General features: G+C 69.3%; 11 protein-coding genes and 1 tRNA gene. 6 read left to right on the top strand and 6 right to left on the bottom strand.

Translation table 11 applies throughout. The features are described 5' to 3' along the window. Nucleotides 1-188 precede the first annotated feature (188 nt). Nucleotides 189-614 carry an HIT family protein gene (locus AAFO60_RS02700; protein ID WP_347954666.1) on the top strand — a complete coding sequence of 142 codons (426 nt, stop codon included), beginning with the start codon at nt 189-191 and terminating at the stop codon, nt 612-614. Next, nucleotides 611-1,375, top strand: coding sequence for an SIR2 family NAD-dependent protein deacylase (locus tag AAFO60_RS02705; RefSeq protein ID WP_347954587.1), 765 nt, complete (start codon nt 611-613; stop codon nt 1,373-1,375). The genes AAFO60_RS02700 and AAFO60_RS02705 overlap by 4 nt, the downstream gene beginning before the upstream one ends. Here AAFO60_RS02705 and AAFO60_RS02710 read toward each other — a convergent pair. Then, complete coding sequence (locus AAFO60_RS02710; RefSeq protein WP_347954588.1) at nt 1,368-2,399, bottom strand: ABC transporter permease; 1,032 nt, start codon at nt 2,397-2,399, stop codon at nt 1,368-1,370. The genes AAFO60_RS02705 and AAFO60_RS02710 overlap by 8 nt on opposite strands. Before the next feature lie 113 nt (nt 2,400-2,512). On the opposite strand from AAFO60_RS02710, the gene AAFO60_RS02715 reads away from it, so the two are divergent. After that, the gene (locus AAFO60_RS02715; RefSeq protein ID WP_347954589.1) at nt 2,513-3,157 is read left to right on the top strand and encodes a TetR family transcriptional regulator; all 645 of its coding nucleotides are present in this window, start codon (nt 2,513-2,515) and stop codon (nt 3,155-3,157) included. A gap of 63 nt (nt 3,158-3,220) precedes the next feature. Here the strand turns inward: AAFO60_RS02715 and AAFO60_RS02720 are convergent, their stop codons facing one another. Next, nucleotides 3,221-5,020: a DEAD/DEAH box helicase gene (locus tag AAFO60_RS02720; protein ID WP_347954590.1), complete on the bottom strand. Its 1,800-nt coding sequence runs from the start codon at nt 5,018-5,020 to the stop codon at nt 3,221-3,223. 139 nt (nt 5,021-5,159) lie between these two features. Here AAFO60_RS02720 and AAFO60_RS02725 point away from each other — a divergent pair, with 139 nt between their 5' ends. Beyond that, nucleotides 5,160-6,947 (top strand): AMP-dependent synthetase/ligase, encoded by a 1,788-nt coding sequence (locus AAFO60_RS02725; protein WP_347954591.1) that lies wholly within the window; start codon nt 5,160-5,162, stop codon nt 6,945-6,947. Nucleotides 6,948-7,104: 157 nt separating this feature from the next. After that, the gene (locus AAFO60_RS02730; RefSeq protein ID WP_347954592.1) at nt 7,105-8,325 is read left to right on the top strand and encodes a trans-sulfuration enzyme family protein; all 1,221 of its coding nucleotides are present in this window, start codon (nt 7,105-7,107) and stop codon (nt 8,323-8,325) included. 91 nt (nt 8,326-8,416) lie between these two features. On the opposite strand, the gene AAFO60_RS02735 is transcribed toward AAFO60_RS02730, so the two are convergent. Continuing rightward, nucleotides 8,417-9,919: a DUF7059 domain-containing protein gene (locus tag AAFO60_RS02735; protein ID WP_347954593.1), complete on the bottom strand. Its 1,503-nt coding sequence runs from the start codon at nt 9,917-9,919 to the stop codon at nt 8,417-8,419. 32 nt (nt 9,920-9,951) lie between these two features. On the opposite strand from AAFO60_RS02735, the gene AAFO60_RS02740 reads away from it, so the two are divergent. Then, a tRNA-Leu gene (locus AAFO60_RS02740) sits at nt 9,952-10,036 on the top strand. A 74-nt stretch (nt 10,037-10,110) separates the two neighbouring features. Here AAFO60_RS02740 and AAFO60_RS02745 read toward each other — a convergent pair. From AAFO60_RS02745 to AAFO60_RS02755, 3 genes are all read right to left on the bottom strand, one after another. Beyond that, nucleotides 10,111-11,265: a DUF3089 domain-containing protein gene (locus tag AAFO60_RS02745; protein ID WP_347954594.1), complete on the bottom strand. Its 1,155-nt coding sequence runs from the start codon at nt 11,263-11,265 to the stop codon at nt 10,111-10,113. 133 nt (nt 11,266-11,398) lie between these two features. Then, nucleotides 11,399-12,988, bottom strand: a complete 1,590-nt coding sequence (locus tag AAFO60_RS02750; protein WP_347954595.1) for a glutamate synthase-related protein — start codon at nt 12,986-12,988, stop codon at nt 11,399-11,401. After that, nucleotides 12,981-13,466 (bottom strand): nitroreductase family deazaflavin-dependent oxidoreductase, encoded by a 486-nt coding sequence (locus tag AAFO60_RS02755; protein WP_347954596.1) that lies wholly within the window; start codon nt 13,464-13,466, stop codon nt 12,981-12,983. The genes AAFO60_RS02750 and AAFO60_RS02755 overlap by 8 nt, the downstream gene beginning before the upstream one ends. Nucleotides 13,467-13,501: the final 35 nt, after the last annotated feature.

Consider the following 13,501-nt stretch of genomic DNA (forward strand, 5'->3'; position numbering starts at 1 on the left):
GGCTTCCCTCATGTTTTGGGGTGACCCGAAGGTATACCCGCTGGTAGACCAGTCGGTAACCGTCCCTGCCAGCGGGAAGAGAATCTTTCGTGACACTGCTCACAGAAGACGGCTCCCGCGACGCACGCCCCGGCGCCGAGGACGAGCCGTCTGCGGGACACCGGTGCCGGACACTAGGCTCGGGAACCATGCTCGACTGCCCCTTCTGCGCCATCATCGAAGGCCGCTCCCCTTCGCACACCGTCTACTCCGACGACGATGTGATCGCCTTCCTGGACATCTCGCCGGTGACCCGTGGCCACACCCTCGTCGTTCCGCGCCGGCACTCGTCGGGGCTGGCCGATCTGGATCCGCTCATCGGCAGTCGAGTCTTCGCCACGGGCCAGCGGATCGCGGCCGTGCTGCGGTCCAGTGAGATCGCCGCCGACGGCGTCAACCTGGCGATGAACGACGGTCGCGCCGCCTCGCAGACGGTGTTCCATTCGCACCTGCACGTGGTGCCGCGCCACGCGGGCGACAAGCTGAGCTTCGCCAAGGGTCTGCTGACCCGGCGGGGCGGGGATCTGGAGTCGACCGCCGCCATGCTGCGCCGAGCGATGCAGGCGCAGGCGTGAGCGACTCCCCCGACACCGACTCCCCATCCGCCGACGCCCTCGCCCGGGCCGCCGCCCTGGTCGCCGAGGCGGCGAAGGTGTGCGTCTTCTCAGGGGCGGGCATGTCGGCCGAGAGCGGCATCCCGACCTTCCGCGACGCCCTCACCGGGCTGTGGGAGAACTACGATCCCACCGACCTGGCCTCACCGGCCGGTTGGCGGCGCGACCCCGACCTGGTCTGGGGCTGGTACCGCGACCGCGCCGTGCGACTGCGCGAGGTGGCGCCGAACGACGGGCACCTGGCGATCGCCGAACTCGAGCGGCGCAAACGCGCGGGCACCGGACGGGTCAGCGTCGTCACGCAGAACGTCGACGACCTGCACGAGCGAGCCGGATCGACCGTCACCGCCCACCTGCACGGCAGCCTGCTCGGCCCCCGATGCGAGGCGTGCGCCCACCGGGGTGAGGCGGAGCTGTCGCTCGCGGCCGAGCGGCCGCGGTGCCCGGAGTGCGGCGCGAGCCTGCGGCCCGACGTCGTGTGGTTCGGCGAGATGCTGCCCGAACGGGAGTGGCGCAGCGCGTCCGAGGCCGTCGCGGCGTGCGATCTCCTCATCGTCATCGGCACCAGCGGCGTGGTCCGCCCGGCCGCCGACCTGCCCCTGCTGGCCGCCGAGTCGGGCACGCCGATCATCGAGGTGAACCCGGAGCCCTCGGCATTGACCCCGCTGGCGACGGTCTACGTGGAGTCGACCGCCGCCGTCGCGCTGCCCGCGATCATCTGACGGTCAGCACCCCGTCGGCGGCGCCCACCGATTCGCCGACCTCGGGTGCATCGGACCGGCCGGCGAGCCGGCGTTCGTCAGCGCGGCCGTCCGCGGGCTCGCGTCGCAGTTGCATCAGCCCATAGCCGACCGCGATCCACGCAGCCAGCACCAGGTACGCGGTTCCCGCTCCGGCGCCGACGATGCCCGCCGGATTGAAGAACGCGGCGCTGCGCAGCGCGGTGCCGGTGGCTCCCAGGGGCAATGACTGCCCCAGGGTCGCCCAGAACGAGGGCAGGAACTCGGGCGGCGAGGCGATGCCCGCCAGCGGCATGCCGACCAGCATCACCACCACCGCCGCCATCCCGGCGCCGGCCGTGCCGATGACCGACACCGCACCGGCGACCACCGCGCCGATCGCCAGAATGCCGGACGACATCGCCAGCCACTGACCCCAGAAGGCGCCGCCGAGCACCCCGGCCCACATGGCGACACCGACGGCGGTGGCTCCCACCGCAGCCGCGCCGACCGGCAGCATCAGCGCCATCACCCGGCGCCGACGACCGACCGTGGCCGCGGTCAGTCCCAGTGCCATCGCCGTCATGAACACCGGCAGGACCATGGAGCCGAAGCCCGCGCCGCGCGGGTCGTCGGCCGTGGCCGGTGCCACGTCGACCACCGGACCGGCATCGGGCAGCGAACCGCCGATCTCGGTCAGCATCGCCGCGACCAGCGGACTCGCGCCGGTGGCGACGACCGTCTGCGGCGTCGGTCCGACCACGAAGCCGCCGTAGACCTCGCGATCGCGGGCGGCGGCCTGCAGTTCGTCGGCGGTGCGGTAACCGGTGACCGTGAAGGCTCCCGGCTGCCGCCGCTCCAGCTGCCCCGAGATCTGCCCGACCGCCTGCGCCGGTCCGGCGACGCCGATCGGCACGTGGTGCGGGGTGGCGCGCGAGGCGGGCGTGATGAACGCCAGCAGCACCAGCGGGATCACCAGCGCGAGCCCGACGACCACCCCGGTCAGCTTCTTCGCCGTGTGGGACATGACGACCTCCATCCGATTATTCAACGTTCGTTGAATACCGACGGTAGATCCGCCGGCGTCGTAAGTCAACGATTGTTGAAATCCCTCTTCGGCCGACCGCTAGGATCGACCTCGTGACCGCCGAGACCCCTTCCCCGAAGACCAAGCCCGCCGCCCGCAGCGGCCGACGCGGCGGTGAGAGCACCACGCGCGACGACATTCTCATCGCAGCGCGGAAGTTGTTCGGCGAGAACGGATTCACGAAGACCTCGATGCGGTCGATCGCTGCGGATGCGGGCGTCGACGTCGCCCTGGTCTCCTATCACTTCGGCAGCAAGCGCGGCTTGTTCACCGCGGTGATGCAGGTGCCGGGCGACCCCGTCTCACGGGTCATCGAAGCCGCGCAGGGCCCCCGAGACGAGCTGGGCCGCCGGCTGATCATCACGTTCACGTCGATCTGGGAGAGCGACGGCATGGGGACCGCGCTGCAGGCGATGCTCCGGTCCGCGGTCAACGACGACGGCGCCGCCAACACCTTCGGCGACTTCGCCTCCGGCGAGATTATGCCCGCACTGGCGTCGACGGCCGGGCTGTCGGACGAGACGGTCCGGGCCGTCGGCAGTTGCGTCTTCGGCCTCGCGCTGATGCGGTACCTGGTCGGCGCCGAGACCTTCGCCGCTCTCTCGACGCAGGAGATCATCGACCAGTTCGGGCCGCGCATCCAGGCGATCATCGACGCCGACGACGACCTCCGCACGCCGACGCCGACGCCTCGCTGACGCATTCGGCTCCCGGTGCCGAAGCACCGGGAGCCGAATCACTGGAAGATCAGCCGTGAGAGATCAGCGACCGTCGCGGCCGCGACCGGCGACGCGCGCGGGACGCTTGCCGTACTTGTCGCCGCCCTGGCGGAAGCCGCCCTTGCGACCGCGGTCGTCGTAGCTGCGCGAACCGCGCCCGCCACCGCCGCCGCTGCGACCGCGAGGGGGTCCCATGTCGGGCCGCAGGTCGATCGGGTTCTTGCCGATCTTGGTGTGCTTGAGCATGCCGAGCGTTTCCGCGTCGAGATCGTTCGGCAGTTCGACGAGGCTGAAGTCGTCGCGGATGCTGATGTTGCCGAAGTCGCCGCGGGTCAGGCCGCCCTCGTTGGCGATCGCGCCGACGATCGCTCCCGGGGAGACCTTGTGCTTGCGTCCGACCGCGATGCGGTAGGTGGCGAAGTGCCCGCCGCCGCCGCGCGGCGTGCGCTCGCGACGCTCACCGCGATCGCGACGCTCGCCCTTCGGCGGGTCGGGTGCCATCAGGAAGCCGCCGTCGCGCGTCTCCAGCGCCAGCGCCGCCGCGATGTCGGCCATCGCCACATCGTGGTCGCGGGCGTAGTTCTCCACCAGGCCGCGGAACAGATCGAGGTTGTTCGACTCGAGGTTCGAGGTGATGGAGTCGGCGAACTTCGCCACCCGCTGCGCGTTGACGTCGTCGACGCTCGGCAGGTCGATCTCTTCGAGCTCGGACCGGGTGTGGCGCTCGATGGACCGCAGCAGGTGACGCTCGCGCGGGGAGACGAACAGCAGCGCCGACCCCGACCGTCCGGCGCGGCCGGTGCGGCCGATCCGGTGCACGTACGACTCGACGTCGTGCGGGATGTCGTAGTTCACCACGTGCGAGATCCGGTCGACGTCCAGACCGCGTGCAGCCACGTCGGTCGCGACGAGGATGTCGAGCGAGCCGTCCTTGAGCTGGTTGATCGTGCGCTCACGCTGCGCCTGCACCATGTCGCCGTTGATCGCCATCGCACTCAGGCCCCGGGCACGCAGCTTCTCGGCCAGTTCCTCGGTCGCCGACTTGGTGCGGACGAAGATGATCATGCCGTCGAACGACTCGACCTCGAGCACCCGGGTGAGCGCGTCCAGCTTGCGCTGATGCGACACCTGCAGGTACTTCTGCGTGATGTTCTGCGCGGTCGCCGTCTTGTTCTTGACGGTGACTTCCTGCGGGTTGTTCAGGTACTTGCGGGCCAGCCGACCGATCGCCGCGGGCATGGTCGCCGAGAACAGCGCCACCTGCTTGTCGTCGGGCGTGTCGGCGAGGATCCGTTCGACGTCCTCGGCGAAGCCCATCGTCAGCATCTCGTCGGCCTCGTCGAGCACCAGGTACTCGAGCTCGGACAGATCCAGCGTGCCCTTGTCGAGGTGGTCGATCACGCGGCCGGGCGTGCCGACGATCACCTGTGCGCCGCGGCGCAGACCCGACAGCTGGATGCCGTAGCTCTGGCCGCCGTAGATCGGCAGCACCTTGACCTCGGGCATGTGCACCGAGTAGCTGCCGAACGCCTCGGCCACCTGCAGCGCGAGCTCACGGGTGGGCGCCAGCACCAGCGCCTGCGGCTTGCGTGCGGCGGTGTCGAGTCGGGTGAGGATCGGGATGGCGAACGCGGCGGTCTTACCGGTACCGGTCTGCGCCAAGCCGACCACGTCGCGGCCGTCCATCAGCGGCGGGATGGTGGCTGCCTGGATCGGCGAGGGGGATTCGTAGCCGATGTCGTCGAGAGCCTTGAGAACTCGGGCGTCGATCCCGAGGCCGTCGAACCCGGAGGGTCCGTCGGCCGCATTCTCCGCGGAACTGCTGTTTTCTGCTTCGCTCATCGGCGAACATTCATAGTCATCGGCTGTAGATAGTACCCCGTCAGAGCCCTGTGATGCTCCTCACTGACAGCTGGGGTACTGTTCGGTAACTGGATCCGTAAGACGGATCCAGAAATTCGTATCAAAAGGGGACGACACTATGCAGGAGTTCACGACTCCATCGATCAAGGCCGTCGATGAGAACGCGACCACGATCACCTCGCTTCAGAACTATCGGCGCAACCGTCCGACGCTGCCCTTGTTCCGCAAGCGCGCTGATTCCGGCCAGTGGATCACCGTGACCGCCAGTGCCTTCGCCGACGAGGTCGACGCGGTCGCCAAGGGGCTCATCGCCGCCGGAGTCAACCCCGGCGACCGGGTCGCTCTGCTGTCGTCCACCCGCTTCGAGTGGAGCGTCATCGATTACGCGATCTGGCGGGCCGGCGCGACCACCGTCGCCATCTACGAGACCTCCTCTCCCGACCAGGTGGAGTGGATCCTGACCGACTCGGCGTCATCGATCCTGATCGTGGAGACCGCCGCGAACCGGTCCACGCACCAGGAGGTCATCGCCGGGGCGCCCGCACTGCGCGAGACCCTGGTGATCGACGACGGTGCCGTGAATGCGCTGCGCAAGCGCGGCGCCGACGTCCCCGACTCGGTGCTCGACGAGCGCGAGGCCGCCGCCCGCTCGTCCGATGCGGCCACGCTGATCTACACCTCCGGCACGACCGGCCGCCCCAAGGGTGTGGTGTTGACGCACGAGAACTTCCTGGCGGAGACCATCGCGACCGCCGAAGCCGTCGGCAACGGACTCGAGGAGGGCAAGTCGACGCTGCTGTTTCTGCCCTTGGCCCACGTCTTCGCGCGCGTCGTCGCCGTCGGCTGCGTCGAGAACGCCGTGGTGCTCGGCCACACCAACGACCTGCCGAACCTGATCGCCGACCTGGACGTCTTCAAGCCGAACTACGTCCTGTCGGTGCCGCGCGTGTTCGAGAAGGTCTACAACACGGCCGAGCAGAAGGCGATCGACGGCGGCAAGGGCAAGATCTTCGCGGCCGCGGTCGACACCGCCATCGCCTACAGCCGGGCCGTCGAGGCCGGCGACGTGGGGCTGCTGTTGAAGGTCAAGCACACCGTCTTCGACAAGCTCGTCTACGGCAAGCTGCGGGCGGCGCTCGGCGGCGACTGCGAGGGTGCGATCTCCGGCGGCGCTCCGCTGGGTGAGCGCCTCGGGCACTTCTTCCGCGGCGCCGGTGTCCCGGTGTACGAGGGTTACGGGTTGTCGGAGACGACCGCCGCGGTGACCGCGAACAACGAGGACCACAGCCGGATCGGCTCGGTCGGCCGCCCGGTTCCGGGCGTCACGGTCAAGATCGCCGAGGACGGCGAGATCCTGCTCAAGGGCCCGATGGTGTTCAGCGGCTACTGGCAGAACGAGGCGGCGACCGCCGACGCGATCCGCGACGGCTGGTTCCACACCGGCGACATCGGCCGGCTCGAGGACGGGTACCTGTTCATCACCGGGCGCAAGAAGGAGCTCATCGTCACCGCCGCGGGCAAGAACGTCTCGCCGGCGCAGCTCGAGGACACCATCCGTGCGCATCCGCTGGTGAGCCAGACCCTGGTGGTCGGTGACAAGAAGCCCTTCATCGCGGCGCTGATCACGCTCGATCCGGAATCGGTTCCCGGATGGTTGGAGCGCAACGGTCTGCCCGCGTCGACCCCGCTGTCGGACCTGGTGAACAACGCCGCACTGCGCGCGGAGATCGACAGGGCGATCGCCGATGCGAACAAGACCGTGTCGAAGGCCGAGGCCATCAAGAAGTACGAGATCCTCGACACCGACTTCACGATCGAGACCGGCGAGCTGACGCCGACGATGAAGTTGAAGCGCAATGTGATCCATCAGACCTACCAGCAGGCGATCGCCGACCTGTACACGTAGATGATTGGCGGCGTCCGAGCACGCCGCCGCATGACGCTCGCCGCGCCCCGCGGCAACCGCGCGCCCCCGCAGTCCTACGCTGATTGCGGGGGCGCGCGGCGTCGGCCCGCCCCCGATTCACACGCGTGGGCGTCGGCCCGGAACGGAGAGCGGCGAGATGAGCAGGCCCGACAAGTCAGTGCCCGGATCGATCGGCGAGCGGACGCTGAGCGTCCACGGCGGCAATCACGCACCGGGTGAGGGCAATGCGATCCGGGTGCCGATCATCATGGCGAACTCGTATCATCTGCCCGCCGACCCGTCGACGATGGACTGGTCGAATCCCGAGCACCTGACGTACACGCGCAACACCGGCATCAACCAGATCGCCCTGCAGGACAAGCTCGCCGCGATGGAGCACGGCGAGGACGCCGTCGCACTGGCGTCCGGGGTGGCCGCGCTGCACGCGGTCTTCTTCGGGCACGTGTCGGTCGGCGACCACGTGCTCGTCTCCGACACCACCTACGAGGCCACCTACAAGCTGTGGACCTCGCTGCTGCCGCGCAAGTACGGCATCGAGGCCACCTTCGTCGACGTCACCGATCTCGACGCGCTGGTCGCCGCGATCCGACCGAACACCAAGCTGCTGGCGACCGAGGTGATCGCGAACCCGACCACCAAGGTCGCCGACATCGCCGCGCTCGCGCAGATCGCCAACGATCACGGGATCATCCTGATGGTCGACTCCACCTTCACCCCGCCTCCGCTGTACCGGCCGCTCGACGACGGTGCCGGCCTCGTCGTGCACTCGCTGACCAAGTACATCAACGGGCACGGCGATGCGATGGGCGGCGCCGTGATCGGCCGCGCCGATCTGGTCGACCCGATCCGGTCGGAGGCGATGGTCGACGTCGGCGGGGTCATCTCCCCGTTCAACGCCTGGTTGATCATGCGCGGGTCGGTGACGCTGCCGCTGCGCCTGCGCCAGCATCAGGAGTCGGCGTTGGAGATCGCCCGGTTCCTGGAGGCCGACGACCGCATCGCCTACGTCGCCTACCCGGGTCTGGAGAGCCACCCGCAACACGAGCTGGCCGCCCGCCAGTTCGGCGACGGACGCCGCGGCTCGGGCGGCTACGGCGGGATCATGGCCTTCGCGCTCAAGGGCGGCCCCGATCTGCAGAACCGCTTCGTCAACGACCTGAAGGTGGTCACCTCGGCGGTCTCGGTGGGCCACGACGAGTCGTTGATCGTGCACGTCGGCACCACCGGACCCCGCGTCGCGGCCTATCCGGCGGGCTTCAAGGAGTACGGCCACCTGCGCTTCTCCGTCGGCCTCGAGGACGTCGACGACATCAAGGCCGACCTCGCCGCCGCCCTGGATTCGGCGACGGGCCGGTAGTCCCGACGTATCGCACCGCTTTCGTTTTGCGCACTCGGTCGCGACTGAGTGCGCAAAACGAAAGCGGTGCGATAGCCCGAAAAGCGGTGCGTCAGTCGGCGCGATACAGGATCCCCCGCGCGATCGCCTCGCGGATCGACGGCATCGCGGCCTGCGCGAGCGCGTCGGCGTCGACGCCGTGGAAGTCGGCGAGCAGGGCGATCAGCGCCGCCAGCGGCACCTGTCCGCGGCAGCCGGCGAGCAGCGCGGTCAGCACCTCGTCGACGGGCAGGACGGCGCCCGGTCCGCCGGGCCGGGTGACCGCCGCACTGACCTGCTGCCAACCGTCCGCGCCCGGCAGGGACTGCGTCTCCAGAAACACCGGAGACGTGGACAGCCGTGAGGCCAGCAGGTCGGCATCGGAGCTCTCGCGGAGGAAGTCACGCCGCGCCCACCACGACTGTGCCTCGAAGCCGGTGACCTCCTGTCCGGCGGCGGTGATCTCCTCGATCACCACGTCGGCCGGTCGATCGCCGATCGGCTTGCGGAAGGTGATCGACCCCATGCCGATGCCGACGACGCCCTGCTCGTCGAACCAGTCGAGCCAGCGGGCGCCGCGCTCGGCGGCGTCGGTCACCGACTCCCCCGCGTCCGAGACCCACAGGGAGACATAGCTGATCGGGTCGGCGAGTTCGCGCTGAACCACCCAGGCATCCAGGCCCGTCGACTCCACCCAGGCGCGGACGCGCTCGTCCCACGCGTCGACGTCGCGGACCACCCAGTTCGCCAGGATCTGGGCGATGCCGCCCGGATTGAGGTGATCGCCGATCTGCTCGATCAGCGAGCGGCTGATCCCATCGCCGACCATCCCGGAGTCGCGGTAGATGTAGTCCTGCGCGCCGGTCCCGACGACGAAGGGCGGGTTGGAGACGATGAGGTCGAAGCGCTCGCCGGCGACGGGCTCGAACAGGCTGCCCTCGCGCAGGTCCCAGTCGAGCCCGTTGAGTCGCGCCGTCGCCGCGGCCAGTGCCAGCGCGCGCCGGTTGGTGTCGGTGGCGACGATCTGCTTGCAGTGCCCGGACATGTGCAGCGCCTGCACCCCGCAGCCGGTGCCGAGATCCAGCGCCCGTCGGAAAGGTGTGCGAATCACGGCCTGCGCCAACGACATCGACGCCCCGCCGATACCGAGGACGTGGTCGTGACGGACGGGGCCGGGTCGCATCGATGCATCTTGATCGGCCACCACCAGATAGTCGGCGGCGTCGCTGCCGTGCGGGCGGATGTCGAGGAGGGCGCGGACGCCGTCGTCGGCCGTCTCGATGACCTGTTGGTCGAGCAGATCGGCGACGCCTACGGTCGGCAGTGCGACGGCGACGTCGTCGGCCGGTTCGGTGGATCCGAGCAGGAACAGTCGGATCAGGGTCGCCAGCGCGGCGTCGTCGGGATCGGCGCGGCGGGTCGCCCGCAGCGCCGGCCACCACACGCCGCCGACCAGCGACTGGCTCGCCTGCTCACCCAGCAGGCGCTCGATCCCCTCCGACGTGTAGTCCGCCGACCGCAGTCCGCGGCCCAGGGCATCGACGATTTCCGGGGTGTCCAGAGGGTAGCGAGTCACCCCGAGAGCGTACCGGTACAGTTGCAGGGCACGCGCGAGTGGCGGAATTGGCAGACGCGCTGGATTTAGGTTCCAGTGTCTACGGACGTGGGGGTTCAAGTCCCCCCTCGCGCACCATCGAAGTTGCCGGCCTCGGATCGGGGCGATCACCGTCCGGGATCCCTCTCGCGGAGTTCGCGAACGACCTGCGCTCAGCCCCGGTATCCGGCGATCTGCTGCCGCGCGATCTCCACCAACCGGTCGATGCCCAAGTTCATGTCGAGCAGATGGGTGTCGACGAGCGGAAGCTCGTTCACCTGCTGCGGGCGCACCATCGTCAGGTGCAGCCGACGGAAGCCGAGGGTGTCGGTGCAGGCGAGGCGAGCGCGCCCCTTGCCGGTGGTCCACGTCGACGAGGTCGACGGCAGACTCTCGGGGAAGGTCGTGTACTTCATCAACAGGGCGATCATGCTCATCGCGTACGGCTTGCTCGGCGTGGTCGCGCCGACCGGGCGATGGTCGCCGCTGATCTTCATCGGGTCGGTGCAGGCCACCTGGTAACGGGGTCCGGTCGGGAGATTCATCGGCGTGCTCAGAAGCTCCACCGCCGAGTTTCCGAACATCGACGGCAGCCCGATCGCCTCCGTCGAGTACGCCATCACGCAGCCGGTCTCGGCCTCACGCGTGCAGATCGGGATGTGCTTGAAGTCGCCGCCGGTGGCCTTGCCGGGCGCGGTCATCACATTGCCGCCCATCAGGAAGGCGCCCACGACCTTCTTCCGCAGGACCGGATCGGGATCGATCTCTTCACGAATCAGCTTGCGCAGCATCATCGTTCCCTGCGAGTGGCCGATGAAGATCACGCCGCGACCGCGGTTCTCGGTGCGGAGGTAGTCGCGCCAGGCACGTCGAACATCGCCGTAGCCGATGTTCGGCAGATCGCGGTTCCCGACCCACGAGGCGGCGATGGCCGGGGACAGACCCCACAGCGTCATCTGTCGATAGACCGGCGCGAACATCCGACACTGCGAGTTGAACCGCGCCGCCTGGAACCGGGCGATCGACGTGACCGTCGGCACGGCCCGCCGGTCGGCGATGAACGTCGGTTGATCGGTGACCGTCGGATAGACGTAGAAGCAGTCGACCTTCTTCGCCGCATCGTCGACGCGAACCGCGGGAGTCGTCGTCCCGGTTCCGAGGTCGGTGGTGTCGTTCGGCAGATCGCACGGATCATTGCTCTGACCGGGATGACACAACCAATCGGTCATCGTCGCGGCGTTGGCCGGCGCCTGGGGTATCGCGGGCACGATCATTGCGACGGTCGCGACGACCACCAGAAGAATCGCCCGCCGTATCGATCCGGTCATGCCTGCTCCCCCTCAGCCGAGTGATGTGGACTACATCACGTTCACCCGCGCGGACGATACCCGGGACGCCCGAAATGCACAATCTTCCTCGCCCGCAGGGACTTCGAGGTTCGACGTCGCCATCGAGCGCGGCTCACCCCAGCAGCGACTCCCCCGCCGACTCCTGGTGAAGGTTCGCCAGATCCCCCACCCCCAGCTCCGACAGTCGACGGTGCCCGGTGAGCCGGTAGTAATCGCCGATCATCGTGGTGGCGGCTGTGAGGAAGGTCGTGAGCCGGCGCGCGGAGATCTCCGGATCGAGCCGCATGCGCAGCTCCTGGCGCTGTGTCGCGATCCCGACCGGGCAGGTGCCGCGATGGCAGGCCCGGTACTGCTGGCAGCCGATCGCCATCATCGACGCGGTCGCCAGCGCGACGGCGTCGGCGCCGAGCGCGAGGATCTTGGCCATCTCGTCGGGTGTGCGATAGCCGCCGGTGGCGACGATCTGGACGTCGTCGACGCCGTGGTCGTCGAGCCAGCGTCGTGCGCGCCGCACTCCGAGGAACCCCGGCAGTCCGACGTGATCACGCACGTGGACCGGTGCGGCCCCGGTGCCACCGCCGAGTCCGTCGACGGTGATCCAGTCGGCGCCGGCGTCGACCGCGACGGCCACATCGGCCTCCACATCGCCGGTGGAGAACTTGATGCCGACGGGGATCCCGGGGTTCATCTCGCGGATCTGTTCGATCCTGCGGCGCAGGTCGGCCGGGGAGTTGATGTCGGGGAACCGCGACGGCGAGTGCGCGGGGGTCCCGGGCGCGATGCCGCGCACCGCGGCGATCTCTGCGGTCACCTTGGCGCCGGGCAGCAGTCCGCCCTGACCGGGTTTGGCGCCCTGGGAGATCTTGATCTCGACGGCGTCGGCCTGGGCGACCGCCTCCGGTGTCCACCCGAAGTACCCGGACGCCATCTCGAGGATGTACGCACCCGCGGCTTCCTTCTCCCGGGGATGCATCCCGCCTTCGCCGCTGCCGATCGCGGTCCCTGCGGCCTTGGCTCCGGCGGCCAGCGCGACCTTCGCCTCGACCGACAGCGCTCCGAAGCTCATGTGGCTCACCAGCAGCGGCAGGTCCAAACGCAGCGGTCTGGCCGCGCGGGTGCCGAGGGCGACCGACAGGTCGACGGGTTCGTCGTCGAGCAGCGGCAGGCGGTTCAGCTGGGCGGGGATGAAGACCAGATCGTCCAGACTCGGATATCGGCGGCCGCGATCGTGGTCGGGATCGAGCCGCAGGGTGCCCATGGCGTCGACGGGCGCCCGACCGCCGTCGGCGAGTGCGTGGACCAGTTCCATTCCCCGATCGGTGGCGCCGCGCCGCAGCCACGGCCCGAGGTAGACGTCGGGGCGGCCGGGCCCGCGCGGCACCGAGTCGGCGTCGACCTCGACCTGTCCGTCGCGCACCCGGGCTCCATACACGGGGACGCTGTCGGCCGGGTTGAACGCCGAGATGCCGCTGCGCAGTTCGAAGTCCCACAGGTGCAGGGCACAGATCACCGAGCCGTCGACGATGACGCCGTCGGCCAGTTGCCCGCCGCGGTGCGGGCAGATGCCGCCGATCGCATGCACGTCGTCGCCGTCGCGCATCAGCGCGATCTCGGTGCCCTTGAGCATCAGCGGCCGACCCCGGCCCGCGGTGATCTCGTCGAGCCGGCACACCCGCTGCCAGCCGGTCGGATCCTCACTCATCGCGACCCCCTTCATCGTCTCCGCTGCTCGGACTGCACACGACCACCGGGATGACACGGTCGGTCCACGACTGGTACTGCGCCCACCCTGGATAGTGCGCGGTGAGTCGGGGCCACAGCGCGGTCCGCTCGTCCTCGGTCGCCTCGCGTGCCCGCATGGCGCGGACTCGGCCACCGATCTGGATCCGAACGCGCGGGTCGGCACGCAGGTTCAGCAACCACATCGGGTTCTGCGGCAGCCCGCCCTGGGCGGCGACGAGCAGCACGTCGTCACCGTCCGCGACGTACAGGAGCGCTTGGGTACGCTCCTTCCCCGACTTCCGGCCGGTGGTGGTGAGCAGGCAGATCGGCTTGCCGCCGAGCTTTCCGCCGACGCGTCCGCCGGTCAGTCGGTACAGCCGGATGTGCGACTGCGACATCGGTTTGAGCAGATGACGCGCGATCTTCGAGATGAACCAGGGTGTGTTCCGATCTGCCATCGCGTGCCCTCTCTCTGCCGAAGATGTGCCGCCCG

Origin of the sequence: Gordonia aichiensis, assembly GCF_039946255.1 — a bacterium.
GTDB classification, from domain to species: Bacteria; Actinomycetota; Actinomycetes; order Mycobacteriales; family Mycobacteriaceae; genus Gordonia; species Gordonia aichiensis_A.

What these genes read in the sequence shown, in the direction of transcription:
- AAFO60_RS02720 (WP_347954590.1), bottom strand. Translation starts at nt 5,020, where the DNA reads ATGAGCGAAGCAGAAAACAGCAGTTCCGCGGAGAATGCGGCCGACGGA.
- AAFO60_RS02745 (WP_347954594.1), bottom strand. Translation starts at nt 11,265, where the DNA reads ATGACCGGATCGATACGGCGGGCGATTCTTCTGGTGGTCGTCGCGACC.
- AAFO60_RS02730 (WP_347954592.1), top strand. Translation starts at nt 7,105, where the DNA reads ATGAGCAGGCCCGACAAGTCAGTGCCCGGATCGATCGGCGAGCGGACG.
- AAFO60_RS02750 (WP_347954595.1), bottom strand. Translation starts at nt 12,988, where the DNA reads ATGAGTGAGGATCCGACCGGCTGGCAGCGGGTGTGCCGGCTCGACGAG.
- AAFO60_RS02725 (WP_347954591.1), top strand. Translation starts at nt 5,160, where the DNA reads ATGCAGGAGTTCACGACTCCATCGATCAAGGCCGTCGATGAGAACGCG.
- AAFO60_RS02755 (WP_347954596.1), bottom strand. Translation starts at nt 13,466, where the DNA reads ATGGCAGATCGGAACACACCCTGGTTCATCTCGAAGATCGCGCGTCAT.
- AAFO60_RS02700 (WP_347954666.1), top strand. Translation starts at nt 189, where the DNA reads ATGCTCGACTGCCCCTTCTGCGCCATCATCGAAGGCCGCTCCCCTTCG.
- AAFO60_RS02710 (WP_347954588.1), bottom strand. Translation starts at nt 2,399, where the DNA reads ATGTCCCACACGGCGAAGAAGCTGACCGGGGTGGTCGTCGGGCTCGCG.